Consider the following 25,694-nt stretch of genomic DNA (forward strand, 5'->3'; position numbering starts at 1 on the left):
ACAACCCCTCATGTCCGAGATGCTCCGCGCCCCCGCCGAGGTCAAGTACGCCGAGGAACTCGACTTCCTGGAGTCGGTCGACACCGACCCGAAGCCATTCTCGTGGCGGCTGAGCCCGCGGATGGTCCGACTGTTCATCCTCGGCTCGGAACGGGCCGACGGCCTCGACCGGGAGATCCCGCAGAAGTGGTTCGGCGACCGCACGTTCGTCGAACGCAGCATCGTGACCCTGGCGTCGGACCGGGGCCTGCTGCTGATCGGCGACCCGGGCACCGGCAAGAGCTGGCTGGCCGAGCTGCTGGCCGCCGCCGTCAGCCGCAACTCGACCCTCGTGGTCCAGGGCACCGCCGGCACCACCGAGGACCACATCAAGTACTCGTGGAACGTCTCCATGGTCATCGCTCGGGGGCAGTCCCGGGAGTCCATGATCCCCTCGCCCATCATGACGGCGATGGAGCAGGGCACCATCGGCCGGTTCGAGGAGCTGACCCGCTCCACCAGTGACGTGCAGGACGCGCTGATCTCGATCCTGTCGGAGAAGTACGTCTCCATTCCGGAGCTGGACCACGACAACATCGTCTTCGCCAAGCCGGGCTTCTCGATCATCGCCACCGCGAACAGTCGGGACCGGGGCGTGAACGACCTCTCCTCCGCGCTCAAGCGGCGGTTCAACTTCGTCCGGATTCCCGTGGTGACCAACAAGCGCAGCGAGGCGGAGATCGTCCGCTTCCGCACGGAGGAACTGCTGCGCCGGCACCAGATCACGCTCGACGTGCCACCCACCCTGCTGGACATCCTGTTGCAGAGCTTCGCCGACCTGCGCGCCGCCGCCTCCTCGGCGACCAGCGACGACGAGAAGCTGGAGTCGGCGCTGTCCACCGCCGAGCAGATCGGTGTCCTGGAGGACGCCATCCTGCACAGCCAGTTCTTCGGCGACCGCACCCTGCGCGCCGCGACGCTGGCCGGGTCGCTGGTGGGCTCGCTGGCCCGGCGCAGCCCGGAGGACCTGGCGATCCTCAACAAGTACCTGCACGGGGTGGTCGAGCCGCGCGCCAAGCAGGACGGGGGCCCCTGGGAGGGCTTCCTGGACGGCGGCCGCCAGGCGATCGCCTCCCTGTCGTGACCGCCCCGACCACGGCCGGGCCGTTCGGCGCGCTGCGGGAGCAGCTCACCGCCGCCGCCAGCGCCTTCGCCGGCAGCTCGGGTGCCGTCGCGGAGATCCTGGCCGGCATGGTCGACGACGTCGACCGTGCCCTCGGCGAGGAACTGGAGATCTTCCCGGTCTGCCACCACTCCCCGTCGTCCGCGCTGGCCATGGTCCGCAGGCTCCGCGCGAAGCAGCCGAAGGTGATCTACCTGGAGCTCTGCGAGGACCTCCAGCCGCTGCTGGGCGAGCTGCGCAACTGCCGCCTCCCGGTGGCCGTGCAGGCGTTCGCCTCGGAGCTGGACGGCTTCCCGGCCGACTGGGGGCCGCTCAGCGTGGTCGCGCCGATCACCGAGGCCAGCGCCGAATACCAGGCCATCGCGTACGCGCTGGAGACGCCGGGCGTCGAGCTGGTGCTGGTGGACCGGTCGACCGACCACGTCTTCCAGTGGCTGCCCCGCCCGCCCGGCACCGCCGACAAGGCCCCGCCCGGCACCGCCGAGGAGGCCCCGTCCGGCGGGGACGTCGAGGCCGCCGCGCCGGCGGGGGAGGAAGCGGCCCTGCACGGCGACGCCATCGGCGTCGAGATCGGCGACCTGCGGCCCCGCTTCGCGGAGCTGGAGGCCTACCTGCTGCACCACGGCAAGGTCCGGCACTGGTCGGAGTGGTGGGACCAGTACGTCGAGCAGCCGCTGGCCGACGCCGACCACGACACCTACCGGCAGGTGATGGTGCTGATCGGCAGCCTGTTCCGGCGGCTGCGCCCGGCCGGGTCGGACGCCCGTGACCGGGACGAGGACCGCGAGCGTTACATGTGGACCCGGATGCGGCAGCACCTCGCGGCCTCCGGCGCCGACCCCGCCGACTGCCTCTACGTCTGCGGCGCGTTCCACGCCGCCAGCCGGGTGGAGCAGTTCGGGCTGCGGGCCGACGCCCCGTTCGACATCGGCCCCCGCACCGGCACCCGGTGGCACTACGGCCTGATTCCGTCCAGCCACTCCGCCATCGAGGCGCAGTTCGGCCTCGCCCCCGGCTCGGTGTCGATCGCCGCCGCCACCTGGACCAAGGCGGTCGCCCGCACCGGGCTGAGCCCGTTCCGGCTGGAGGGGCAGCGCGGCGGCCGCACCCGCACCGCCGGCCGCCGCCGGGCCACCCCGGCCCCCGCGCCCGCCGCCGGAGTCACCGACCGGCTCTCGGGCTACCTCGCCCGGCCGCCGGCGGCGCAGGGCCTGGACGAGGCGGAGCTGCGGGGCTGGTGCGTCGACATCGTCCGGCTGGCCCGGCGCAACGGCTACCTGGCCAGCACCGCCGACGCGATCGCCGTCTTCGAGACGTCGATCCTCCTCGCCGGCCTGCGCAACCGCGCCCGCCCCACGCCCTACGACTTCGCCGACGCGGCGGTGACCTGCATCGAGAAGGACGTCGTCCCGGGCCGCCGGGACGTCCGCCGGCTCTGCGAGATCCTCTTCGGGGGCGACCGGGTCGGTCAGGTGGGCTACGAGGCCCTTCCGCCGCTCGCCCGCGACGTCCACGACCGGCTCGGCCCGCTCGGGCTGGACCTGGAGAAGCGCACGATCCAGCGGGCCCTGGTGGACCTTCGGGCCAACCCCGAGCTGGTGCCCTGCTCGGACCTGCTGTGGCGGCTGCGGCACCTGCTGCCCCGCGACGCGGTCCGGCCCATCATGGGCGAACGCCGGTTGGGGCACCGCTCGATCCAGGAGAGCTGGGACCTGGCCCTCGGCCGCAGCCAACGGGCGCTCATCGAGCTGGGCTACGAGGGGGTGACGGTCGAGCAGGTGCTGGAGCAGCGCCTGCGCCGCGCCGTCCGGGGCCCGAACGCGACGGCCTCGGTCGCGCTGGAGGCCGTCGAGGACGCCATCCGGCTGCTCGACAGCCCGCGCCTGGTCGACGAGCTGGGCACCCGGGCGGTGGAGCTGCTCGCCGCCGAACGCACCGTCGACGACGCCCCCGAGGTGCTGCGCCGGATCCGGCGGCTGCTGGCCCACCACCGCGCCACCGGGCCGCTGCCGGCCTGGTGCGAGGCGTTCGTGACCACCGGGTACGCGCACTACTGCACCCTGCTGCCCACCGCCTTCCTCGACGAGGAGAGCGGCGTCCGCCAGGTCGGCGCCATGCTGGGCTTCCTGTTCAGCATGGAGAGCCTGGCGCTCTCCCTGGGCTGCGACCGGTCCCAGCTCGAACTCGCCGTCGCGCAGTCCCACCCGGAGACGCCGGCCAAGGTGGCGCTGCTCTGGGCCGCCCGGCACCAGCTGGGCCTGCTGCCCCTGGCCGAGCTGCGCGAGCGGTGTGCCGCGCTGCTCGCCAACCCGCTGGTGGTGCCCGCCTTCCCGCAGTACCTCAGCGGCTTCGTGCAGGCCCTGGAGCCGGTGCCGGGGCTCGCCCCGTTCGTCGTGGAGGTGATGTCGTCCGCGTTCGCCCGGCTGCCCGACCCGGTCCTGCTGCCCTGGCTGCCCACGCTGATCACCACCCTGCGCGAGCACGGCGCGGAGCTGGTGCCGCTGCTGGTGCGGGAGGCGGGGCGCACGTTCCCGGGTTCACTGGCCGCGCTGGACGCCTGGGTGCCGCCGTGGTCGGCCTCGGCGGCACCGCCGGCGCCGACGGTGCCCGCCGTGGTGTCCGGGCCGGTGACCTCCCTGCTGGCGGGCCACCCGCAGAGCGTGGACGCCGTCGCCGCGCTGCTCGGCTGCGACGGCGGCTGGCGCGAGCCGGGCGCCACCGCCACCGCCGTCCCCGCCGGGCTGACCGCCCTGCTGGCCGCGCATCCGGAGACCGTCGACGCCGTGGCCGACCTGCTGGCGGCGACCCCGCGCTGACCGGGGATCCGACCGGCGGCGGACGGATTTCCGGCGGGTCGTCGATCCGGGCCCGCTCCGTTCGTGTGGAGGATGAGAGGCCGGGGGTTCCGCCGGCCGCCGACGCGAGGAGAGGCCATGAAGCAGTACCTGCTCAGCATCTACCACCCCGACGGCGAGGGAACGCCCGACCCGGAGTTCCTGGCCGGGGTGATGCGCGAGCTGGGCGCCATCCGGGAGGAGTTGGAGGCGGCCGGCTGCTGGGTGTTCGGCCAGGGGCTGCACGCGCCGGACACGGCGACCGTGCTGCGGCCGTCCGACGGCGAGGTGCTGGTCACCGACGGGCCGTTCGTCGAGGGCAAGGAGTACCTCGGCGGCTTCACCATCCTCCGGGCGCCCGACCTCGACGCCGCGCTCGCCTGGGGCCGCCGGTACGCGCTCGCCACCACCCTGCCGATCGAGGTGCGCCCCTTCCAGGGCGAGGACTGAGCTTGTCCGACGTGGAGGCGGTGTTCCGCGCGGAGTACGGCCGCGCGGTCGCCGTCCTGGTCCGCCTCCTCGGCGACATCGACCTCGCCGAGGAGGCGGTGCAGGAGGCGTTCACGGTGGCGGTGGCGCGGTGGCCCGAGACCGGGCCGCCGCCGAGCCCGGCCGGCTGGATCATCACCACCGCCCGGAACCGGGCCGTCGACCGGCTGCGGCGGGAGGCCTCCCGCGCCGACCGGCACGCCCAGGCGGCCCTGCTGCACGTCCGCGACGTACCGGCCGAGGAGGGACCCGTGCGCGACGACCGGCTCCGCCTGATCTTCACCTGCTGCCATCCGGCGCTCGGCCCCGCCGCCCGGGTGGCGCTGACCCTGCGGCTGCTGGGCGGGCTGGGCACCGCCGAGATCGCCCGCGCGTTCCTGGTGTCGGAGGCGACCATGGCCCAGCGGATCGTCCGCGCCAAGGCCAAGATCCGCGACGCCGGGATCCCGTACCGGGTGCCCGGCGACGCCGACCTGCCCGATCGGCTCTCCGCCGTGCTGACCGTGCTCTACCTGATCTTCACCGAGGGGCACACCGCCAGCTCCGGCGACCGGCTCGTCCGCGACGACCTGTGCGCCGAGGCGATCCGGCTGGGCCGGCTGCTGGTGGAGCTCATGCCGGACGAGCCGGAGGCGCTGGGGCTGCTGGCGCTGATGCTGCTCACCGAGGCGCGCCGCCCCGCCCGCACCACGGCCGACGGCGCGCTGGTGCCGCTGCCCGAGCAGGACCGCCGCCGGTGGGACGCCGGGCTCGTCGCCGAGGGGCAGGCCCTCGTCCGCCGCTGCCTGCGCCGCAACCGTCCCGGGCCGTACCAGATCCAGGCCGCGATCGCCGCCGTGCACAGCGACGCGCCCGACACCGCCGGCACCGACTGGGCGCAGATCCTCACGCTGTACGACCAGCTCACCGCGTACGCCCCCGGGCCGGTGGTGGCGCTGCACCGGGCCGTCGCGCTCGCCGAGGTGGCCGGGCCGGCCGCGGCGCTGGCCGCCGTCGAGCGCCTCGACCTGGCCGGCTACCACGTGTTCCACGCCGTCCGGGCGGACCTGCTGCGGCGGCTCGGCCGGGCGGGGGAGGCGGCGCAGGCGTACCGGGCGGCCGCCGAGCGGACGGACAACGCGGCCGAACGCGCCTTCCTGGACCGCCGGGCGGCCTCGGTGCTGACGGGCGGATGACGCCCTCGTCCTGCGCGTTTGCCCGCGCGGCGGGCCGGGAACCCGGGTTGTCCGGCAGCGCGGCGCCCGGCGCGCCGCCCGACGAACGGACGCGAGCGCCCATGACGTACCGTCCGGCACCTGCCACCGCTTCCGACCAGGCCACGCTGACGCTCGGGGTCGAGGAGGAGTACCTCCTGCTCGACCCGCGGACCGGGGAGAGCCTGCCGGTCGCCGACCGGGTGCTCACCGCCCTGTCCGGCAGCGCGCGGGACCAGAGCCGCCAGGAGTTCCGGCACAGCATGGTGGAGATGGTCACGCCGGTCACCGCCGACCTGGCCGACCTGCGCGCGCACCTGGTGGCGCTGCGCCGCTCCGCCGGCGACGCCGCCGAGGCCGCCGGGGCCCGGCTCGTCGCGGTCGGTGCCACGCCCGTGCACGAGCCGCACCGGACGGTGCCGGACAAACCCCGCTACCACGCCATGTCCCGGCGGTTCGGGCCGGTCGCGCACGACCCGGCCGTCTGCGGCTGCCACGTGCACGTCGGGATGCCCGACCGCGAACTGGCCGTCCAGGTCTGCAACCACCTGCGTCCGTGGCTGCCGGTGGTGCAGGCGATCACCGCCAACTCGCCGCTGCACGACGGCCGGGACACCGGGCACGCGAGTTGGCGCTCCATGCAGCTGGAACGCTGGCCCAGCATCGGGCCGACCCCGCACTTCGAGTCGGTCGCCGACTACGAGGCGACGGTGGCGGAGCTGATCAACGCCGGGATCATGCTCGACGCGGCGATGGTCTACTGGTACGCGCGCCCGTCGGCCGCGTACCCCACGGTGGAGGTGCGGGTGGGCGACGTCTGCCCGGCCGTGGACGACACCGTGCTGGTCGCCGGGCTGGTCCGCGCGCTCGTCGCGACGATGGCCGACGACGTCCGCGCCGGGGTCCCCGCCCGACGGATCCGGGACTGCCTGGTCTCCGCCGCGCACTGGCGGGCCGCCCACGACGGGCTGGAGGGCGACCTGATCGACCTGCGCGCCGGCGTCGCCCGGCCCGCCTGGGACCTGGTCGGCGAACTGGTCGACACGGTCGCGCCGGCCCTGGCCCGGCACGGCGACCTCGACTACGTACGCGACCAGCTGGTGCGGCTGCGCCGGGACGGCAACGGCGCCACCCGCCAACGCCGCGTCATGGCGCGTACCGGCGACGACGTGCGCGCCGTCCTGGACCACCTGGCCGCCGAGACCCGCGCCGGCTGATCCGGCAGGACGCCGGGCTGCGCCCCGCCGTGCCCGGTCAGCGGACGTCGTGGGACTGGAGCCAGAGTTCCAGCAGGCCGAGCTGCCAGAGCTTGTTGCTGCCGGCGGCGGCCTGCGCGCGGTCCGGCTCGGCCAGCAGCTCGGCGACGGCCTCGCGGCGGAACAGGCCCCGCTCGCGGGCGGCCGGGGCGGCGAGGGCCTCGGCGACGAGCTGGCGCACCGGCCCGTCGACGTTGCGCAGCGCCGGCACCGGGAAGTAGCCCTTCGGCCGGTCGACGACCTCGGCGGGCAGCACCTGGCGGGCCACCGCCTTGAGCACGCCCTTGCCGCCGTCGGCCACCTTGTGCTCGGGCGGGCAGGCCGCCGCCAGGGCGACCAGGTCCTGGTCGAGGAAGGGGGTGCGCACCTCCAACCCCCAGGCCATGCTCATGCTGTCCACCCGCTTGACCGGGTCGTCGGGGAGCATCAGGTGGGTGTCCAGGCGCAGCACCGCGTCCAGCGCGGTCTCCGCGCCGGGCGCGGCCAGGTCCGCCGCGAGCAGTTCGCGGCTGGCGTCGCGGTCGCAGGCGTACGCCGGGTCGACCACCCGGTTCAGCTCGGCGTGGTCCCGGTCGAAGAACGCGTCGGCGAAGGCCGCCGCCGCGCCGTCGCGGGGCACCCGCGCGAGGGGCTGGTGGTAGCCGTAGCCGGCGAAGACCTCGTCGGCGCCCTGGCCGGACTGGGCCACCTTGACGTGCCGGGCCACCTGCTCGGAGAGCAGGTGGAAGGCGACCACGTCGTGGCTGCCCATCGGCTCGGTCATCGCGTGCACGGTGCGCCGTACCGCCGGGACGAGGTCGTCGTCGGCGAGCCGGATGCGGTGGTGGTCGGTGCCGAAGGCGCGGGCGACCAGGTCGGAGTAGTGGAACTCGTCGCCGGCCTCGCCGCCGCGGCTGTCGAAGCCGATGCTGAAGGTCTGGAGGTGCTGCTGCCCGGCCTCGGCGAGCAGGGCCACGATCATGCTGGAGTCCAGGCCGCCGGAGAGCAGCACGCCGACGGGGACGTCGGCGACGAGCCGCCGGCGTACCGCTTCGCGCAGCGCCTCCCCGACGGCGGCCTGCCAGTCCCCGGCGTCCATGCCTGCGTGGGCGGGGTCCCGGGTGTAGTCGGGCCGCCAGTAGACGTGCTGGCGGCTGCGCCCGTCGGCCTCGACGACGCGCACGGTGGCCGGGGGGAGCTTGCGCACCCCGCGCAGGACGGTCCGGGGGGCCGGCACGATGGAGTGCCAGGAGAGGTAGTGGTGCAGCGCCACCGGGTCGATCGTGGTGTCCACGTCGCCCGCGCGCAGCAGCGCCGGCAGGGTGGAGGCGAAGCGCAGCCGGCCGGGTGACTCCGCCAGGTAGAGCGGCTTGATGCCGAGCCGGTCGCGGGCGAGCACCAGCCGACGCCGCCTGCGGTCCACCAGCACGACGGCGAACATGCCGACCAGGTGCGCGACGAAGTCCTCGCCCCACTGCGCGTAGGCCACCAGGACGACCTCGGTGTCGCTGGTGGAGTGGAAGGTGTGGCCGGCGTCGCGCAGCTCCTCGCGCAGCTGGGGATAGTTGTAGACGCAGCCGTTGAAGACCAGCGCCAACCCGAGGTCCTCCCGGACCATCGGCTGGGAGCCGGCCTCGGTGAGGTCGATGACGGTGAGCCGGCGGTGCCCGAGGGTGACCCAGCCGTCGGTGAAGAGGCCCTCGCCGTCGGGGCCGCGGGAGCGCATCGCCTCGCTCATCCGGGTCACCGCGTCGGCGTCCGGCGTCGATCCGTCGAACCTGGCCTCGCCGCTGATGCCGCACATCGTCAGCGGCCACCGGACTTGCGGGACACCGGACCCACCGTCACCACTCCTGTCGGCGTCTGAGGTGCCGGACCGCCCGCTTCGAGGGGTCCGATCCCGTCGGCAGGACGGGCGGCTGGGCTACCCGTCACCGGGGGCGGCAAACCCCGGCGGCACCCGATCGCGGGCGCCGGGCGGTGGGCGGCCGGTCAGTCGCGCAGCGTACGCAGGATGCGGGCGAGCTGTTCCCGGTCGGCGGGTGCGAGCCGGCCGAACAGCTCCTCGGCGGCGGCCCGGCGGGCGGCGTGGATGGCGGCGCCGGCGCGCGTGCCCTCCTCGGTCGGCGCGACCAGGGTGGCGCGCCGGTCCACCGGGTCGGGCCGGCGCCGCACGAGCCCGCGCGCCTCGAGGTCGTCCACGACCTCGGTGGCGGAGCGCGGGGCGATGCGCAGGTGCTCGGCGAGCGCGCTGAGTCGCAGCGCGCCGTGCCGGAGCAGCACGCCGAGCGCCCGGGACTGGCCGGGCGTCACGTCCCAGGGCGCGAGCGCCTCGCCCGTGCGGTGGCGCAGCCGCCGGGTCACCGCCCGGAACGCCTCGGCCAGGCCGTCCTCGCTGCTGTCGGTGTCTGCCGTCACGGGAATACCGTAGCAGCGGAAGCTGTTGCTCCCTCATGTTGAGGTAACCTCAGCATTGCCTACGTGAGGAATCATCCCTTGGAACCCGTCCCCTCCGGCCGCGACCGCGGCCCCCGCAAGGTCAGCGCCGCCGAGAAGGAGCAGGCGCGCCAGGTGTCGCTGCGGCGCATCGGCGCGCTCTTCGCCCGGCACCGGGGAGCGCTCGCCGCCGTCACCGCGATCATCGTGGTCTCCTCGGTGCTCGCCATGGCCTCTCCCTTCCTGCTGCGTGCCGTGATCGACCGGGCCCTGCCGGAGCGCGACCTGACGCTGCTGGTCGGGCTGGTGGCCGGCATGGTCGCGGTGGCCGCCGTGACCTCGGTGCTCGGCGTGGCGCAGACCTGGATCTCCACCCGGGTCGGCCAGCAGGTCATGCACCGGCTGCGCACCGACGTCTTCACCCACCTGCAACGGCAGTCGCTGGCGTTCTTCACCCGCACCCGCACCGGCGAGGTGCAGTCCCGGATCACCAACGACATCGGCGGCATGCAGAGCGTGGTCACCTCGACCGCCACCTCGATCGCGGCCAACCTGACCACCGTGGTCGCCACCGCGGCGGCGATGGTCGCGCTCTCCTGGCGGCTCTCCCTGGTCTCCCTCGTCGTGCTGCCGCCGGCCATCTGGCTGACCCGCCGGGTCGCCCACCTGCGCCGCGAGATCACCGCGCAGCGCCAGCGCGAGCTCGCCGACCTCAACGTCACGGTGGACGAGGGGCTCTCGGTCAGCGGCGTGCACCTGGCCAAGACCCTCGGCACCGGACCCGTCCTGGCCGCGCGCTTCGCCGCCTCGTCGGCCCGCCTGGTCGACCTGGAGCTGCGCTCCGAACTCGCCGGACGCTGGCGGATGGCCACGATGAGCGTCGTCTTCGCCGCCATCCCGGCAGTCATCTACCTCAGCGCCGGCCTGCCCGGTGCCGCCGGCACGCTCAGCATCGGCACGCTGGTCGCCTTCACCGCGTTGCAGGGCGGGCTGTTCCGCCCGCTGATGGGCCTGCTCAACGTGGGTGTCTCGGTGACCGCCTCGCTGGCGCTGTTCGCCCGGATCTTCGAGTACCTGGACCTGCCGGTCGAGGTGGACGACCCCGCCGAGCCGGTCGACGTCGACCCCCGCCGGGTCCGGGGCGAGCTGCGCCTCACCGACGTCACCTTCCGCTACCCGGGCAGCGACACCGCCGCCGTCGCGGGGATCACCCTCGACGTGCCGGCCGGCACCGGCCTGGCCCTGGTCGGCGAGACCGGCTCCGGCAAGAGCACCCTGGCCGCGCTCGTCAGCCGGCTGCACGATCCGACGAGCGGCCGGATCACCGTCGACGGCGTCGACCTGCGCGACCTGCGCCTGGCCGACCTGGCCGCGATCGTCGGCGTGGTCAGCCAGGAGACGTACCTGCTGCACACCACCGTGCGGGAGAACCTGCGCTACGCCCGCCCGGACGCCACCGACGCCGAGATCGAAGCCGCCGCCCGCGCCGCCCAGATCCACGACCTGATCGCCGGGCTGCCCGACGGGTACGACACGGTCGTCGGCTCACGGGGCCACCGCTTCTCCGGCGGCGAGAAGCAGCGCCTCGCGATCGCCCGTACGCTGCTGCGCGACCCGCGCATCCTGATCCTCGACGAGGCCACGAGCGCGCTGGACACCGAGACCGAACGCGCCGTGCAGCGGGCGTTCGACGAGGTGGCCCGGGGCCGCACCACCATCACCATCGCGCACCGGCTCTCCACGGTGCGCAACGCGGACCGGATCGCCGTGCTCGACCACGGCCGGATCGTCGAATCCGGCAGCCACGACGGCCTGCTGGAGCGCGCCGGCCGCTACGCCACCCTCGCCGCCTGACGGCCAGCGGCACCGTCTCACAATCGTCGCAATATCCGTCTCATTATTCCCCGGTGGCCGGGTCGAGGTGCCGGTAGAGGGTGGCCCGCGAGACGCCGAGCGCGGCGGCGATCTCGTCCGCCGTGTGGGCGCCCTCGGCGTGCATCCGTCGGGCCGTCTCGACCTGCTCCGGACCCATCGCCCGTGGTCGCCCGGGCCGGCGCCGAACCCCCGCCGTGCCCGTGTCGCCAACCGGGCCGGAGTCGCCGGTCGGGTCGGAGTCGACCGGCGGGTCGCCGAGCAGGCGGCGTACCCCGTCGAGCATGTCGGCCCGCAGCACCGCGTTCGGCACGTCGGCGAAGAAGACGACCGGGTCGCTGCACATGGCGACCGCCTGCACCGCCCGCACCCGCTCCCGGCGCCCCGCGTCCACCCCGGCGATCAGGTCGTTGGCCCGCATCGCGATCCGCATCAGACGGTGGTAGGTGTCGCCGCGCGTGACGAGGGCGATGTCGTGGAAGAGCATGCCGAGGGGGCGGCGGTGGGCCAGCATGGTGTCCACCCACCCCTCCAGCACCGTCGCGCGGGCCCGCTCGGGCGGCCCCGCCTCGGCAGCGGCCAGCAGCGCCTCCAGGTCGGACACCAGCGGCTCGATCAGGGCGGTGAGCAGGTGCTCCTTGGTGGGGAAGTGGTAGAGGATCGCGGCCTTGGTCAGCCGCAGCCGCTCGCCGATCTGCCGCAGCGGCGTGCGCTGGTAGCCGTGCTCGGCGAACAGGTCGAGCGCGGCGCGCAGGATCCGGGTACGCGTGTCGTCGGGCGCCTCGACGGTCATGGCGGCAAGCCTAGCCGCGACTGACCGGTGGCAGGCGACACTGTTGATTCGACTGACCATCGGTCAATACAGTGGGGTCGTTGGCACCACCAGCGGCAGGAGGGGTCATGCCCGTCATCTCCATCGAGGACCTGGTCAAGACATTCGGCAGCGTCCGCGCGCTCGACGGGCTCGACCTGCGGGTCGGGGCGGGGGAGGTGCACGGCTTCCTCGGCCCCAACGGCTCCGGCAAGTCCACCACGATCCGCGTCCTGCTCGGCCTGCTGCGCCGCGACGCGGGCGACGTGCGGGTGTTCGACGCCGACCCCTGGCGGGACGCGGTCGCGCTGCACCGCCGCCTGGCGTACGTGCCCGGCGACGTGAACCTGTGGCCCAACCTCTCCGGCGGCGAGGCGATCGACCTCTTCGGCCAGCTGCGCGGCGGCCTCGACCGGCGCCGCCGCGCCGCCCTGCTGGAGCGCTTCGACCTCGACCCGACGCGCAAGTGCCGCACCTACTCGAAGGGCAACCGGCAGAAGGTCGCCATCGTCGCCGCCTTCGCCTCGAACGTCGAGCTCTACGTGCTCGACGAGCCGACCTCCGGGCTCGACCCACTGATGGAGGCCGTGTTCCAGGACGAGGTCCGCCAGCTCAAGCGCGACGGCGCCACCGTCCTGCTCTCCAGCCACGTGCTGGCCGAGGTCGAGGCGCTCTGCGACCGGGTCAGCATCATCCGCGAGGGCCGCACCGTCGAGTCCGGCACCCTGACCGAGCTGCGCCACCTGACGCGTACGGCGGTGACGGTCGAGACCGCGCGACCGGCGACGGGCCTGGACGCCCTGCCCGGCGTCCACGAGGTGCGCGAGGTCGACGGGCGCACCCACCTGGAGGTCGAGCCCGCCCACCTCGACGAACTGCTCGGGCACCTCGTCGGCTTCGGCGTCCGCGCGCTGACCAGTGCCCCGCCCACCCTGGAGGAGCTGTTCCTGCGCCACTACGGCGACGAGCGCGCCGCCGTCGCCGCCGGCCCCTCCGCGCCCGTGGCGGGCCCGACCGACGGCCACCGCCCCGGCGCCGACCGCCCGGCGGGTGCCCGGTGAGCGCGTTCACCGGCACCGGGCGGCTCGCCCGGCTCGTGCTGCGCCGCGACCGGGTCCGGCTCGCCGTCTGGGTGCTCGGCACGCCCCTGCTCGGCTACGCCCTCGCCGGCAGCGTCAAGGGCTTCTACCCGGACGAGGCGGCCCGCGTCGGGTACGCCAGCACGTCGGCGTCCAGCCTGGTCGCCCGCGCGTTCAACGGGCCGATCGTCGGCACGGACCTCGGGGCGGTGGTGGTCGCCGAGACGTACGTGACGCTGGCCCTGCTCGCCGCGCTGCTGAGCACCTTCGCGGTGGTGCGGCACACCCGGCAGAACGAGGAGACCGGCCGGGCGGAGCTGCTCGGCGCCTCCGTCGTCGGCCGGTACGCGCTGCTCACCGCCGCCCTGCTGGTGGTCGTCACGGCGAACGTGGCCGCCGCGGTCCTGCTCGCCGCCGCCCTGGCCGGCGCCGGCCTGCCACTCGCCGGGTCCGTCGCCGCGGCCGCCGCCGTCGGTGGCGTCGGGGTGGCGTTCACCGGCGTCGCCGCCGTCACCGCGCAGCTGTCGGTCACCTCCCGGGGCGCCAACGCGCTCGCCGCCGCCGCCGTCGGGATCGCCTTCCTGCTCCGCGCGGCCGGTGACGTCCTGGGCGAGCAGACCGACGGCGGCCTGCGGGTGGTCAGCGCCTGGCCGTCCTGGCTCTCGCCGCTCGGCTGGGGCAACCAGGTGCGCGCCTTCGGCGGCGAACGCTGGTGGGTGCTGGCGCTGCCCGTCGCGCTGCTGGTTGCCGGGGTGGCGTGCGCCTACGCCCTCGCCGAGCGGCGGGACATCGGCGCCGGGCTCGTCGCGCCCCGGCGCGGGCCGGCCACCGCCGCGCCCGGGCTGCTCAGCCCCGCCGGGCTGGCCTGGCGGTTGCAACGCGGCGCGCTGCTCGGCTGGGCGGTCGGGGTGGCGGTGCTCGGGTTCTCGATGGGCATCGCCGGCGACGAGTTCAACGCCATGATCGAGGAGAACCCGGCCGCCGCCGAGGCGATCAGCGCCATGGGCGGCGGCGCGCGGCTGATCGACGCGTACCTGGCGGCGATGCTGGGGCTGTTCGCGCTGACCATCGGGGCGTACGTCGTGCAGGCGCTGCTGCGCACGCGCGGCGACGAGACCGACGGGGTGCTGGAGGCGGTGCTGGCCACCGCGGTCGGCCGTACCCGCTGGCTGGCCACCCAGGTGGCCGCGGCGACGCTCGGCGCGCTCGCCCTGGTGCTGCTGGGCGGGCTCACCACCGGGCTCGGCTACGGCCTGGTCGCCGGCGACCCCGTCGGCCGGGCGGTCGAGCTGGGCGGGGCGGCGCTGGTACGGCTGCCGGCCCTGCTGGTGGTCGTCGGGGTGGTGACGGCGCTGTTCGGGCTGCTGCCCCGCTGGTCGGTGGCGCTGTCCTGGGCGGTGCTGATCGCGTTCCTGCTGCTCGGGCAGCTCGGCGCGGTGCTCGACCTGCCGCAGGCGGCGCTGAACCTGTCGCCGTACACCCATGTGCCGTCGGCGCCGGCGGTCGACCCGGCGGCGCTGCCGCTGGTCGTGCTGACGGCGGTGGCGGCGGCGCTGCTGGCGGCCGGGACGGCCGGCTTCCGCCGCCGCGACGTCCCGAGCTGACCGGGTGCGGGGCGGCCCGCGTGGTGTCACGGGGCGGCGAGCGGTTCCCGCGATCCGGTGTCGAGCAGCCCGGTCACCCGTGCGATCGCGTCGCGGATCATCGTGCCGTACCCGTCGTCCGGTAACTCGGCGGCGAGGGGCGCCGCGACCGTCAGATGGTGCCGGGCGCGTGCGACCTCGCCGGCACGGCGGTAGCCATCGGCGAGGTTGAGGTGCAGGGACGGCAGGAAGGCGCGGACCTGCAACGAGGCGTGGTGCCGCTGGACGCGCTCGTCGCTGAGGTCGGCGACGGCGGCCAGCGCGCGGCGGTCCCATGTCACCTCGTCGGCGACCGACTCCTGAAGGTCGGCCAGGTGGTGCGCGATGGTGCAGCGGTGCAGGGCGTCCCCGGTGTCGCCGACCCGGTCCCAGAGTTCGGTGAGGGCGTCGCGTGCGGCGCTCCGGTCGCCGGCCCGCCCCAGTTCCAGGGCGCGGCCCACGGTCGCCATGACCTCGTCGGGGTCGATCGTGTCCACTGTGCTCCTCGCGGTCGGGGGCTGGTCGGCCGGCCGTCGGGCTCTCGCCGCACAGGCTGTGGGCTCGACCCACTCGAGGGTCAAGCCCGCGCCGGAGGAGTCCCGTGGCCGCTGGCGGGCCGGTGGACGAGGCTCCGCCGCCGGGGTTTCCGCAGGAACGGGAGGCGCTGGCGTACGTGCGGGCACCGCCGGCACAGCGCTCGGTGCTGGCGCTCCGCGCCTTGGTCCCGTGCCAGGCGTCCGGCACGGGGCCCACAGGCCGCCCCTCGACGTCAGCCGGGGTAGCGGGTCCGCCAGTGGGGATCGGTCGGCGGGAAGTACTCGCCTCCCGACGGGCTGTCGTGCAGTTCGGTGACGAGGTCGCGGGCCAGCGTGTCGGCCGTCCAGGCCAACTCCAACCGGGACAGCCAGTCGACCGGAAGCGCGTCCGGCCCGTGCGCCGCACCCAGCAGAGCGCCGGCCACCGTAGCGGCGTGGCCGCCATCGCCGGCCGAGGCGGCGAAGAGAAGGGCCTCGCGCACCGTCTCCCGCCCCGGGAAGCAGGCTGTGGTGTAGACGCCGCCGGCCAGCGCGGAAACCGCCCGCGCGTCGGGGGCGAGGCGGGCCAGCTCGTGCGCCGAGGCCGCGCCAGACCGGGCCGCCGCCAGGGCCGGAGCCAGGGACCGCTCCGCCGCCTCGGACCACTGTCCGGGCTCCGACGCCACGCTCTCCAGGGCTTCGACGAGTCCGTGGTCCCCAGCGAGGAGCCGGATCACCGCACCGGCCAGCCCGGCCGCCCCCACGGCATCACCCGCGTGCGTGAGGGCGGCCATCTCGGCCGGATCGCACGGGTAGAGGCCGACCGGCAGGGTACGGGTGAGCGCGTGCGCCCCGGTGCTCGTACCGTTGGGCTCGTCGACCGTGCCCATCTTCCGGCGTTGCAGTGCCGCCACCGTCGCCGGCGCCGATCCGCGCCGCTCCGCCAGCGCCGGCACCTTCGCCAGCCAGCCCGCCGGCGAGTGGCCCCCGTGGTCGACCGTGAAGCCGGGGATGCCCTGGATCGCGGCCCAGCTCCGGTACGACTCCCACACCACGCTCGGCGGGTGGCAGATGCCCCGGTGCCGGTGGCGGACATGGGCGCGGATCAGGCCGTCCATGGTGAAGCAGGCGAGCTGACCGGCGCTGGTCGCCCGCAGCGGCCCGGACGCCGGCACCGTGCCGCCCGTCGCGCCCATGGCGTCACCGAGCATCAGCCCGAGCACACAGCCCCGAGCGGTCGCGAGCTGTTCCGCCGTCACCTTGGTCACCCTGGGAAGCATATTCATCCGATGTCACGGCCTCGCCGTACCGGTCGTGCTTCGTCTCACCCTGTCGCGACCGCAGACCGGGCCACGCCACTGCGCCAGTTGTAGCTCGCATGGCAGGGACCCCCGAAGCGTGCCTCTGCACCTACGCTCACCTCGCGGAGTTGGCCGCACCGTCCGAGCAGGAGGCAAGCGTGCTGCGACAGCGTGGGTACTGGCGGGAGAACGGCGACCAGATCAGCGCGCAGGAAGCCTGGGACGTCTGGGCCGAGCACGCGTACGACATCCTGGTCGAGGTGGCCCGGAGCTACCACGCGATCATCACCTACGGCGAGCTGAGGGACAGGTTCCAGGCCGCCTCCGGCATCCGGACGTCCGCCCTGCTGCAGAACTGGATCGGGAAAGTCCTCAACCGGGTCATCCACGAGGCCCGCCGCCGGGGTGACCCGCCGCTGAGCGCGCTGGCGGTGAGGGCGAGGACGGGACGGTCGGCCCCGGATACGACGAGGTCCTTCGGATCATCGAGGAACCGCAGGTGGCGGACGAGATCGCCCGGGAGAAGCATGCCGCCCAGGCCCGGCTGGCCTGCTACCGCCACTTCGGGGCCGCTCTGCCGGCAGGTGGCGGTGTACCCGCGCTGGCGCCGAAACTGCGGGAGACCCTGAAGCGCCGACGCGATCAGGCCCCCGAGCCCCGCCGGCCAGTGTGTGCCACCTGCTTCGTCCAATTGCCGACAAGCGGTGTCTGCGACTCCTGTGGGTAGGGGCCGGCGCAGCATCAACCACCGGAACGGCGGTCACCGCCACCCGCTGACCTGCCCCTAGGATCGTCGGCATGCAGGAGGGCCGGTGGACGACGATCACGCCGTCGCAGTTCGCACACGAGCGGGAGGCGCTGGCGCACGTCCAGGCGCTGCTGCCCGACACCGAGCCCTACCGCGCCTGGTCGAACTTCACCTTCACCGCGCAGACCGGCCACCCCTACGAGGTCGACCTGCTGGTGGCGGGCCCGGGCGGGCTCTACCTCATCGAGATCAAGAGCCTGACCGGCTGGCTGACCTCCAGCGGCTCCAACTGGATCCTGTACGGCCCGAACAGCACCCGTACCTTCGACAACCCGCTGCATCTGGCCGACGCCAAGGCCAAGAAGCTCAAGTCCCTGCTCCAGGCGGCGGCGAACCAGCGGCCGGGTGCGCCGGTCAGGATTCCTTTCGTGCAGGCGGCGGTCTTCCTCGCCAAGCCGGGTCTGATCGTCAACCTCGCTGAGCATCACCTGCACGGCATCCACGGCCCCGAGCCGGCTCCCGGCCACCAGCCCGGCCCGCTGCCGGCCATCGGGTGGCTGCTTCAGCGTCCGCCGCAGGACGAGCGGCAGCGGGTCACCAAGGAGGTGTCCGCGGCGCTGCCGGAGCTGCTCAACGCCGTCGGCATCGCCCGCAGCCGCAAGCACTACCAGATCGGGTCGTGGGAGCTGGAGACCCGCCCGTTCGACCTGGGCCCGACGTGGCAGGACCACCACGCCCGCCACCGGGAGCTGGAACGCGAGCACCGGCGAATCCGGATCTACCTGGTCGAACGCAACGCTGTGCAGTCCGAGCGGGCCAGCATCGAACGCGCCGCGAAGCGCGAGATGACCGTCCTGCACGGCATCAACCACCCGGGCATAGTGCGGGTCGACTCGATGGAGTCGCACGAGGCCGGGCCCGCGCTGATCTTCCGGTACGACCCTCGCTCCATCCGGCTGGACCACTACATGGCCCAGTATGGCGACCGCCTCGACGCGTTGAGCCGGCTCGCCATGATCCGTCAGCTGGCCGAGACGGTGGCGTACGCGCACCGCCGGCGGCTGCACCATCGCGCCCTGTCGGCCCGCAGCGTGCTGGTCAGCCCTGGTCGGCGGCGGCGGGGCGGCAGCGAGGACGAGGCCTGGCTGGTGCCGCAGTTGCAGGTCAGCGACTGGCAGGCGGCCACCCGGGGTGCCGACACCGCGGGCGGCAGCAGCGGCGACCCGGTCACTCTCTCCTCGCACGCCGCCTCGCACATCGAGCGCTCCGCCGAGGTGTACCTCGCGCCGGAGCTGACCGCCCCGAAGCCCGACCCGGTGGCGATGGACGTCTTCGGGCTGGGCGCGCTGGCGTACCTGATCCTGACGGGTGAGCCACCGGCGGCGAAGCGTCCCGAACTCCTTTCCCGGCTGGCCCGGGACAACGGGCTGCGCGCCACCGCCGTGGCCGACGGGATCAGCCTCTTCGCCGACGAGCTGATCCAGGCGGCCACCGCCCCGGTGCCGACCCAGCGACTCACCACCGTCGCCGAGTTCGTCGAGATGCTGCAGGAGGTCGAGGACGAGCTGACCGCCCCGCCGCCCGCCTCGGTGCACCCGGAGGAACCGGAGCCGGAGCAGGTCGACCCGCTGGAGGCGCGCGGCGGCGACCGGGTCGGCGAGTGGACGATCAGGAAGAGCCTCGGCACCGGTTCGACCTGCCGGGCGTTCCTCGCGCACAACGAGCGCACCGGCAAGGACGAGGTGCTCAAGGTCGGCCTCTCCGACGAGAAGGGCGCCCGGCTCGCGCACGAGGCGCGGGTGCTCGGCCCGCTCACCGACTCCCGGGTGATCCGGCTGGCCCGGCCCGAACCGCTGCAGCTCGGCAACCGCACCGTCGTGGTGCTGGAGCATGCGGGCGAGCTGACGCTGGCCCGCAAGCTGCGCGACGACGGTCGGCTCACCGTCGATGAGCTGGAAACCTACAGCGACTACCTCTTCGGCGCCCTCGACTACCTGGAGGGCGAGGGCGTCTACCACCGCGACATCAAGCCAGACAACATCGCGATCCGGATCCGCCCCAACCGCACCCGGCAGCTGGTGCTGTTCGATTTCTCCCTGGCCGGGGTGTCGGTCAAGGAGACCGCCGCCGGCACCCCCCGCTACCTGGACCCGTTTCTCGGCACCGCCAACCGGCAGGTCTACGACAAGCATGCCGAGTGGTACGCCCTCGCGGTCACCCTGCACGAGATGGCCTCGGGCGAGCTGCCGGTCTGGGGCGACGGCGGCACGGAGCCGCAGCTCACCGAGGGCCCGCCGGTGCTGGCCGTGGAGGCGTTCGACCCGGCGATCCGCGACGATCTGGTCGACTTCTTCCGGCAGGCGCTGCACCGCGACCACCGGCAGCGGTTCACCTCACTGAAGGACATGCGCGACGCCTGGCACCAGGTGTTCCGTCGCTCCGACGCGAGCGCTCCGGTCGGCACCGACCACCCGGAGATCGAGGCCGACGAGCCGGACGAGCAGGCCGCCGAGGCGGCCCGGGACGAGGCCGCGACCAGGGCGACCCGGGCCACCGCGCTGGAGGCCGCCGGCCTCACCCCGCGGGCCGTCTCCGCCGCCCACCGGCTGGAGGCCACCACCGTCGGCGAGCTACTCACCGTGGCGAACAAGCTCGCCACCCTCCCCGGCCTCGGCGCGCGGACCCGCAAGGAGCTGCAGCGTCGGGTCAAGGAGTGGCGCGGCCGGCTGGGGGAGCGGGAAACCATCTCCACCACCCCCGCCGCCCGCAGGGCGGCCACCGCCGAGGTGGCCACCGAGACCGACGCCGGGCACGGCGACGCCGATCTGGTGCGCGTCGGCGTGGACGCGATCGCCACGCTGCTGCTGCCGGCGAAGAACGGCCGCAACGGCACCGAGATCGAGGGCACCCGACTGCTGCTGCACCTGCCCGATTCCTCCGGCACGCTGCCGGCGCTGCCGTCCTGGCCGCAGCAGCCGCAGGTCGCCACCGCGCTGGGCGTGAGCTCTGCCCGCATCGCGCAGATCCTCGGCAAGCAGCGCAAGCGCTGGCACGACATCCCCGTCGTCGGCAGCGTCCGTACGCAGATCATCGAGCTGTTGCGCGACGGCGGTCGGGTGATGGGCGTCTCCGAGCTGGCCACGGCGCTGCTCGGCAGTCGGGGTTCGGTGCGTACCGGCGACGCGCTGCGCCGGGCGGTGGCGCTCGCCGCGGTGCGGGCCGCCGTGGAGATCGACGCCCTGGCCGACGAGCCGCGTCTGCTGCTGCGCCGGCACGGCGAGCGGCTGCTGGTGGCCCTCGAAGCGGGCGAGGACGACGCCCCGGACACCCCGGCCGCGCCGGCCCTGCTCGACTACGCCGACGCGCTCGGTAAGGCCGCCGACCGGCTCGCCGCCAGCGAGGTGCTGCCCAGCCCGGCGACGGTGCTGCGTACCCTCGCGGCCGTGACCGCGCCCGGCGGGGCGGCCGACGCGATCGACGAGCGGCGACGGGTGCTGCTCGCGGCGGTGGCCTCGGAGCGGGCCGCCGCGACCGCGCGGCTAGAGCTCTACCCTCGCGACCTCGACCCGGTGCGGGCGCTGCGGCTGGCCCAGGCCGGTGTGGTGCCACCGGCGACCGGGCCCGACAAGCGGCGCGGCCTGACCCCCACGCAGGTGGCCGACCGGGTCGCCGCGCGGTTCCCCGAGCTGGAGCCGTTGCCGGGGCATCCGAAGCTGGATCGGCTGCTCGCCGAGGCCGGCTTCGAGCTGCGCTGGGACCGCGACCGGTACGTCCCGCCGCCGCCCCGCAACGCGTCGTCCTCCATGTCGATCATGCAGCGCCGCCCGTCGGCGACGGCCGCGCCGAGCCGGTGGACGGCCGAGTCGCCGGAGCTGGCAGCGGCGATGCGGGCCGAGGAGCGGCTGACGGGCGCCAGGTCCGCCGGAGGGTTCCGGGCCCTGACGGTACGCCTCAACCGGTACGCCCTGGCCCGCGAGGAACTGATCCGGCGCTTCGACGCCCGGCCGGTCAACGTGGCGGCCCGCTTCCTGGACCACCTGCACGCCCTGGTCGACGCGCGTCCGAAGCCGACCTGGGAGACGGTGCTGAGAGCCGACATCGCGGCGCCTGATTCTCGGCCGGCGATCAAGCTGGGCGAGTACGTCGAGCAGGCGTGGCAGCTCGCCGCGCCCGAGCTGCGCGCGGAGCTGCGGGCCGACGAGGGGCCGGTGCTGCTGCACGACGCGGCGGTGCTGGCGCGCTACCGGGCGGTGGACCGGCTCTACGAGCTGGCTGACGCGGCGCGTGCCGGGGCGGGCGACGTGTGGCTGCTCTGCCCGATGGAGGATCCGGCGCTGCTGCCCAAGCTGGATGGTGCGGTCGTGCGGGTGGGCGACAACGAGTGGATCGCCCTACCGGACGCCTGGGTCGTCAACGCCCACCGCAGCGCAGTCACCGCTTGACGTACGAGCGTCCACCATGGCCTCGGCGCCTCGGACCGCGTCGTTGCCCGCAGCCTGGAACGTGGTGCCCGCGTACGCCGGTGCCTCGTGCGCGAGGGCTGTCATGTCTTCCGGCTCGCGGGCCACGGCGAGGGCCGGTGAGCCCTGCAGTTCCCACAAGCCGGCCTCGACCCAGCAGAGCTGGCGGTACTTCTCCGGTGCCATGGCCTGCGAGCCGAAGTCCCACCCGACGGCTGAGACGGGCTTGCCGGCGAACTGCCGTCGGGCCCGCTCGCGGTAGGCGTCCCTGGTGACGGTCGCGGGGTGCAGGAAGGACAGGTCGAACCCGTTCTCGGCGAGCCCGAACGCCGCCAGGCCGAAGAGCATGCTGCACTCGATCCCGCTCCTGGCGCAGTAGTCGGCGATGCGGGCCGCACCGTGCAGGGCGCCGGCGTACGACAGCACGTACAGGCGACGGACCGGGTGGAACCGCTGGTATTCCCGCAGCGCCGCCACGATCGTCGCGCCGGAGGCGACGGTGTCGCCGATCAGCAGCGTCGAGCCGCCGGCGTCGAACCGTGCGTAGGACACCTCGACCATGGCATCGTCGGAGGCGACGGCCACCCTGCTCGTGGAGACCAGGTTCGCCGGCAGGTTCCGGCCCGCCTCGAGGGCGACCGCCTCCGCGAGCTGGTAGACCAGGCCCTTGCTCAGGACGATCAGCTCGGCGATATCCGCGCCGTCGAGTTCGTCCCGGATGTGCCGGACGAACTCCCTGCTGCTGGCGAGGCACGCCCGCCGGAACGGCAGGCCCGTCAGGTTGCGGTCGAACAGCAGCGTTTCCAGGTGCCGGTTGTGCACCAGGTGGAGACCGGTCACCCCCGTGCTGGTGCCGATCGGCTCGACGGCGCTGGACCCCGTGTCGGCGATCATGCCGTCGTGCTGGGCACTCGCGCCGCACCGGCCCTGATCCTTCGGAGCGCGTCGAGCATCGGTGTGTCGATGCCGAGCACGTTGCTCTCGTACTCGTTCAGTGCGGTTGACAGCCAGGCAGGGCGAGGTTGGGCCGCCCTGGGTCGGTCGGCCAGCGACACGAGGGCGTGACCGGCGGCGGCGAAGTCGTCGACCACCTCGGTGGCGAGCGCCGCCACGTGCGGATGCACGTAGTCGGTCACCCGCACGCCCCGATATTCCAGCACGTCACTGCGGTACTGCGAGTTGCGGGGAGCGACCACGACCACGGGCGTTCCCAGCGTGACCGCTGCCGCCATCTCGACACCGATGCCGATCCCGCGGCGTACCCGGGCGTCGACGATGACCGCCGTCGCCACCATCACCTGGTACATGTCCCGGCCGAACTGGCCCAACGTGTTGCCCGCGTCGGGGATCGGGTCGTCCGGATTGAGGAAGACGACGTCGCAGGGAGCCGCCCCGGCCGCGACCTCCTCCCGCTCCACATCCGTCCAGCAGAGACGTTGTTGATCGCCTCCGCCCTTGATGATCGACCCGGAACAGTAAACGGAAATCAGCATCATCGTGCCCTTCGGTCGGGATCTGCCTGGTTCAACGTGACATCGAGCTTGTTGGCGACGACGGCCACCACGGTCAGCGCCTGCTGGATGGTCGCCGCGTTCTGGAACCTGAGGCGCTTCCGCCCGCGGATCACCGCCTCGCGGAGCCGGGCGCGGAGCACCGGATGCTGCGTGGCGGTGGCGACGGCGCCGAACTCGGGAGTCGAGCGCAGGGTGAGCAGCTCAGGCTAGCGGGCGCTGCGGTGGACGAAGTCATGGATGCCGAGCCATCGCAGGCCGAGGTCGAACGAGCGGGCGGAGAGCACGCGGTCCGCGAGGGACGTCCGCAGTTGGCGAATCCCGCAGGAGAAGTCGCCGAAGTCGAAGTCGGCGACGATGGCGGCGTCGAGGTCGCGGAGGTAGCTGGCGAGGTATTCGCGGGACAGGAACATGTCGATCCTGGCCCGTTCCTCGGCGCCCAGCGTCACCGGCACCGTGGCCCGGACGAACCGGCTGATGAAGGCCTGACCGTCGAGCCGTTCGGGCACGTCATGCAGGTGCGTCTCGACGTCACCGGCCGTCGGGGGCCAGCGACCGGCGATGCTCGCGAGCGTCGTGGCCAGCTCGCCGTCCGGTTGTAGCGCGGTGCCCCAGCTCTGGCCGATGTCGGTGGCGGTGTTCTGCGCATAGCGGGGTCGCCAGACGAGGCCGTCGGTGAGGCTGCGGTGCGGGGCCAGCTCGTAGGGGTTGCGGGCGTCGCGGCGGTATTCGACGGCCTTGTGCTCCACGTAGGAGGCGAGGTCGGCGATGTGTGAGGAGTAGTGGACCACGCCGCGGACCACGAGTGACCGGATCCGGGTGAGGAAGACCGACAGGCTGGGCACCTCGAACAGGTACGACGCGGGCAGGATCAGTTCCTCGTCGGTGGCGAGCACGGCCAGCCGCGTCGCGTGCAGCGCCTGGGACAGATCCGTCTCCGTGAAACGGGCCGACTGCGGGCGGCCGTAACACGACCGGATCTCCGGATTCAGGTACTGCACGAAGATCGGCCGTTCGCGATCGTAGGTCAGCGGCGCGGCGAAGCGTTCCTCCGGATAGAGGCTGAGCTGCTGCCCCGCCACGTGCAGGTGCAGGTCCCGGCCCGCGACATAGCCGTCACGGCGTGCGCTGACATCCTGCCGGGGCGCGGTCACGCGTCACTCACGGGGTTCGTTCGGGGCGACCCACGGTGAGATCACGGCCTGCGGTGTACGAATCCCGGCCGGCGGTCACGTTCTGCTGCACGGTGGTCGACTGGTCGACGCCTGCGCCGGCCGCCCGGACCGCGGCGACCAGCTCCCGTATCGCGACGGCGAAGTCCGGGTCCTCCTCCAGCCGGGCCTGCAACCGGCCCTCCCACCGGGCCGCCTCCAGGGCTGACGCCGCATCTCTGCGCTCCGGCGAGGCGGTCAACACCCGTTCGCGCGAATCCTCCAGGACCCGGTCCTCGCGGGCTATCGACTCCGTCTCGTCGCGACCGAGGACGCGTGCCGCGTGGTCCTTCACGTTGAGCCACACGTCCGAGACCATGGCTTGGATCAGAGCCGCGCTCGCTGCGGCGGCCAGGCCTGCTGCCGACAGGTCGTCCATGGGTCACCGCATCTGTCGTGATGGCGCACACCGGGAAACGGGCACCGCCCAGTATGCCAACGTCAAAATGCCTGTCAAGAATGAGCGGGCCTTCCCCCTATTGATCCAGTGGCGTTGGAAGCCGTCGTTTTCCCATGGAAAATCGCCTATCGCTTGTGCGGCGGTCGGTGTCGCAGCCGATCGTGGGAGCAGCGTGCTGTCGTCATCACGACAGTCCGCCCCAGTCGGCGCGGTCGATTACCAGCGCTGCGCATGCCCGGCCCGCGAGTGATGGCGGCGGGCAGGAGCGATCTACGTGAACAGCGACAACAGCGCGGTCTGCTCCGGCGTGAGGCGTATCGGGGCGTGCGCCCCGGGAGTGGGGAAGACCTGGGCGACCTCGAGGTCGGCTCTGCGAACGCTCGTCGCGATTCCGACCTTCACACCCCTGGCCGCGAGGGTCGCGAGCAGGCGGCGGGTGTCGAGAAGGTACGCCGCGGAGATTCGCCACCGGTGGTGCCGCAGGCCGCCCGGCGGTCGGGCCGGCCCACTGAGGATCAGGTAGTGGTCGCAGGGGTGCGGGCTGATGTCGAGGCCGGCGAAGGCGTCGCCGTAGGCCTTGACGTTCACCGTCCGGCCGACGAGCGGACCGGATCGGAAGGTGCCGTCGTAGCCGGCCTGGTTCGCCGTGTCGGCCAGCTCGATGTCGAACACCTGGGCGGCGATGAACTCGCCGATGTCCCCCGGCTGTGCCGATCGCCCGGTGAGCGCCGCGATCCGGGCGTCCAACTCGTCGCGATCCCGCAGCAACGCGGCCAATTGGCGCAAGGTTTCGGTCACGAGGCTGATTCTTCGCG

21 protein-coding genes are annotated in these 25,694 nt (G+C 73.8%); 10 read left to right on the forward strand and 11 right to left on the reverse strand.

Translation table 11 applies throughout. The features are described 5' to 3' along the window. The first annotated feature begins 10 nt into the window (after positions 1 to 10). The 5 genes from ACSNN9_RS06010 (at position 11) to ACSNN9_RS06030 (ending at position 6,895) form a co-directional block, all read left to right on the forward strand. On the forward strand, positions 11 to 1,123 hold the full coding sequence (locus ACSNN9_RS06010; RefSeq protein WP_436671643.1) for an ATP-binding protein: 1,113 nt from the start codon (positions 11 to 13) through the stop codon (positions 1,121 to 1,123). Continuing rightward, entirely contained in the window at positions 1,120 to 3,978 is a 2,859-nt protein-coding gene (locus ACSNN9_RS06015; protein ID WP_436671644.1) for a hypothetical protein, read from the forward strand. The genes ACSNN9_RS06010 and ACSNN9_RS06015 overlap by 4 nt, the downstream gene beginning before the upstream one ends. Before the next feature lie 117 nt (positions 3,979 to 4,095). Further along, positions 4,096 to 4,446 carry a YciI family protein gene (locus ACSNN9_RS06020; protein ID WP_436671647.1) on the forward strand — a complete coding sequence of 117 codons (351 nt, stop codon included), beginning with the start codon at positions 4,096 to 4,098 and terminating at the stop codon, positions 4,444 to 4,446. A 2-nt stretch (positions 4,447 to 4,448) separates the two neighbouring features. Beyond that, a complete protein-coding gene (locus tag ACSNN9_RS06025; RefSeq protein ID WP_436671648.1) occupies positions 4,449 to 5,660 on the forward strand; it encodes an RNA polymerase sigma factor in 1,212 nt (403 codons plus the stop codon). Positions 5,661 to 5,761: 101 nt separating this feature from the next. Next, positions 5,762 to 6,895 (forward strand): carboxylate-amine ligase, encoded by a 1,134-nt coding sequence (locus ACSNN9_RS06030; RefSeq protein WP_436671649.1) that lies wholly within the window; start codon positions 5,762 to 5,764, stop codon positions 6,893 to 6,895. A gap of 37 nt (positions 6,896 to 6,932) precedes the next feature. Here ACSNN9_RS06030 and ACSNN9_RS06035 read toward each other — a convergent pair whose 3' ends face one another. Both ACSNN9_RS06035 and ACSNN9_RS06040 read right to left on the reverse strand, forming a co-directional pair. Then, positions 6,933 to 8,717 carry an N-acetylglutaminylglutamine amidotransferase gene (locus ACSNN9_RS06035; RefSeq protein WP_436671650.1) on the reverse strand — a complete coding sequence of 595 codons (1,785 nt, stop codon included), beginning with the start codon at positions 8,715 to 8,717 and terminating at the stop codon, positions 6,933 to 6,935. Between the two features lie 188 nt (positions 8,718 to 8,905). Beyond that, on the reverse strand, positions 8,906 to 9,331 hold the full coding sequence (locus tag ACSNN9_RS06040; RefSeq protein ID WP_436671652.1) for a MarR family winged helix-turn-helix transcriptional regulator: 426 nt from the start codon (positions 9,329 to 9,331) through the stop codon (positions 8,906 to 8,908). 78 nt (positions 9,332 to 9,409) lie between these two features. Between ACSNN9_RS06040 and ACSNN9_RS06045 the strand changes: the two genes are divergently transcribed. Then, positions 9,410 to 11,203 (forward strand): ABC transporter ATP-binding protein, encoded by a 1,794-nt coding sequence (locus ACSNN9_RS06045; RefSeq protein WP_436671708.1) that lies wholly within the window; start codon positions 9,410 to 9,412, stop codon positions 11,201 to 11,203. A 43-nt stretch (positions 11,204 to 11,246) separates the two neighbouring features. Here ACSNN9_RS06045 and ACSNN9_RS06050 read toward each other — a convergent pair whose 3' ends face one another. Beyond that, positions 11,247 to 12,014 (reverse strand): TetR family transcriptional regulator, encoded by a 768-nt coding sequence (locus ACSNN9_RS06050; RefSeq protein WP_436671654.1) that lies wholly within the window; start codon positions 12,012 to 12,014, stop codon positions 11,247 to 11,249. Between the two features lie 107 nt (positions 12,015 to 12,121). Between ACSNN9_RS06050 and ACSNN9_RS06055 the strand changes: the two genes are divergently transcribed. Then, positions 12,122 to 13,093 (forward strand): ABC transporter ATP-binding protein, encoded by a 972-nt coding sequence (locus ACSNN9_RS06055; protein WP_436671656.1) that lies wholly within the window; start codon positions 12,122 to 12,124, stop codon positions 13,091 to 13,093. Further along, complete coding sequence (locus ACSNN9_RS06060; protein ID WP_436671658.1) at positions 13,090 to 14,715, forward strand: ABC transporter permease; 1,626 nt, start codon at positions 13,090 to 13,092, stop codon at positions 14,713 to 14,715. The genes ACSNN9_RS06055 and ACSNN9_RS06060 overlap by 4 nt, the downstream gene beginning before the upstream one ends. A 26-nt stretch (positions 14,716 to 14,741) precedes the next feature. Here ACSNN9_RS06060 and ACSNN9_RS06065 read toward each other — a convergent pair whose 3' ends face one another. Both ACSNN9_RS06065 and ACSNN9_RS06070 read right to left on the reverse strand, forming a co-directional pair. After that, positions 14,742 to 15,203, reverse strand: a complete 462-nt coding sequence (locus ACSNN9_RS06065) for a hypothetical protein (RefSeq protein ID WP_436671711.1) — start codon at positions 15,201 to 15,203, stop codon at positions 14,742 to 14,744. Between the two features lie 299 nt (positions 15,204 to 15,502). Further along, on the reverse strand, positions 15,503 to 16,516 hold the full coding sequence (locus ACSNN9_RS06070) for an ADP-ribosylglycohydrolase family protein (RefSeq protein WP_436671660.1): 1,014 nt from the start codon (positions 16,514 to 16,516) through the stop codon (positions 15,503 to 15,505). Between the two features lie 191 nt (positions 16,517 to 16,707). Here ACSNN9_RS06070 and ACSNN9_RS06075 point away from each other — a divergent pair, with 191 nt between their 5' ends. Together ACSNN9_RS06075 and pglW are read left to right on the forward strand one after the other, a co-directional pair. Beyond that, positions 16,708 to 17,178, forward strand: coding sequence for a hypothetical protein (locus ACSNN9_RS06075; RefSeq protein WP_436671662.1), 471 nt, complete (start codon positions 16,708 to 16,710; stop codon positions 17,176 to 17,178). A gap of 169 nt (positions 17,179 to 17,347) precedes the next feature. Beyond that, entirely contained in the window at positions 17,348 to 21,739 is a 4,392-nt protein-coding gene (pglW, locus tag ACSNN9_RS06080; protein WP_436671664.1) for a BREX system serine/threonine kinase PglW, read from the forward strand. On the opposite strand, the gene ACSNN9_RS06085 is transcribed toward pglW, so the two are convergent. From ACSNN9_RS06085 to ACSNN9_RS06110, 6 genes are all read right to left on the reverse strand, one after another. Beyond that, a complete protein-coding gene (locus ACSNN9_RS06085; protein WP_436671666.1) occupies positions 21,689 to 22,651 on the reverse strand; it encodes a hypothetical protein in 963 nt (320 codons plus the stop codon). The genes pglW and ACSNN9_RS06085 overlap by 51 nt on opposite strands. Then, entirely contained in the window at positions 22,648 to 23,253 is a 606-nt protein-coding gene (locus ACSNN9_RS06090) for a hypothetical protein (RefSeq protein ID WP_436671668.1), read from the reverse strand. Before ACSNN9_RS06090 ends, ACSNN9_RS06085 begins: the two co-directional genes overlap by 4 nt. Next, entirely contained in the window at positions 23,250 to 23,411 is a 162-nt protein-coding gene (locus ACSNN9_RS06095; protein WP_436671669.1) for a hypothetical protein, read from the reverse strand. Before ACSNN9_RS06095 ends, ACSNN9_RS06090 begins: the two co-directional genes overlap by 4 nt. 66 nt (positions 23,412 to 23,477) lie before the next feature. Further along, a complete protein-coding gene (locus tag ACSNN9_RS06100; RefSeq protein ID WP_436671670.1) occupies positions 23,478 to 24,422 on the reverse strand; it encodes a hypothetical protein in 945 nt (314 codons plus the stop codon). Between the two features lie 7 nt (positions 24,423 to 24,429). Beyond that, positions 24,430 to 24,858, reverse strand: a complete 429-nt coding sequence (locus ACSNN9_RS06105; protein ID WP_436671671.1) for a hypothetical protein — start codon at positions 24,856 to 24,858, stop codon at positions 24,430 to 24,432. A 291-nt stretch (positions 24,859 to 25,149) separates the two neighbouring features. Then, on the reverse strand, positions 25,150 to 25,677 hold the full coding sequence (locus ACSNN9_RS06110; RefSeq protein WP_436671672.1) for a DUF6998 domain-containing protein: 528 nt from the start codon (positions 25,675 to 25,677) through the stop codon (positions 25,150 to 25,152). Positions 25,678 to 25,694: the final 17 nt, after the last annotated feature.

It is taken from the genome of Micromonospora sp. URMC 107 (assembly GCF_051386315.1).
Taxonomy (GTDB): domain Bacteria; phylum Actinomycetota; class Actinomycetes; order Mycobacteriales; family Micromonosporaceae; genus Micromonospora.

Excerpts from the sequence above, each read along its gene's own strand:
- ACSNN9_RS06105 (WP_436671671.1), bottom strand. The coding sequence starts at position 24,858 with ATGGACGACCTGTCGGCAGCAGGCCTGGCCGCCGCAGCGAGCGCGGCT.
- ACSNN9_RS06085 (WP_436671666.1), bottom strand. The coding sequence starts at position 22,651 with ATGATCGCCGACACGGGGTCCAGCGCCGTCGAGCCGATCGGCACCAGC.
- ACSNN9_RS06050 (WP_436671654.1), bottom strand. The coding sequence starts at position 12,014 with ATGACCGTCGAGGCGCCCGACGACACGCGTACCCGGATCCTGCGCGCC.
- ACSNN9_RS06065 (WP_436671711.1), bottom strand. The coding sequence starts at position 15,203 with ATGGCGACCGTGGGCCGCGCCCTGGAACTGGGGCGGGCCGGCGACCGG.
- ACSNN9_RS06090 (WP_436671668.1), bottom strand. The coding sequence starts at position 23,253 with ATGATGCTGATTTCCGTTTACTGTTCCGGGTCGATCATCAAGGGCGGA.
- ACSNN9_RS06020 (WP_436671647.1), top strand. The coding sequence starts at position 4,096 with ATGAAGCAGTACCTGCTCAGCATCTACCACCCCGACGGCGAGGGAACG.
- ACSNN9_RS06010 (WP_436671643.1), top strand. The coding sequence starts at position 11 with ATGTCCGAGATGCTCCGCGCCCCCGCCGAGGTCAAGTACGCCGAGGAA.
- pglW (WP_436671664.1), top strand. The coding sequence starts at position 17,348 with ATGCAGGAGGGCCGGTGGACGACGATCACGCCGTCGCAGTTCGCACAC.
- ACSNN9_RS06055 (WP_436671656.1), top strand. The coding sequence starts at position 12,122 with ATGCCCGTCATCTCCATCGAGGACCTGGTCAAGACATTCGGCAGCGTC.
- ACSNN9_RS06035 (WP_436671650.1), bottom strand. The coding sequence starts at position 8,717 with ATGTGCGGCATCAGCGGCGAGGCCAGGTTCGACGGATCGACGCCGGAC.
- ACSNN9_RS06030 (WP_436671649.1), top strand. The coding sequence starts at position 5,762 with ATGACGTACCGTCCGGCACCTGCCACCGCTTCCGACCAGGCCACGCTG.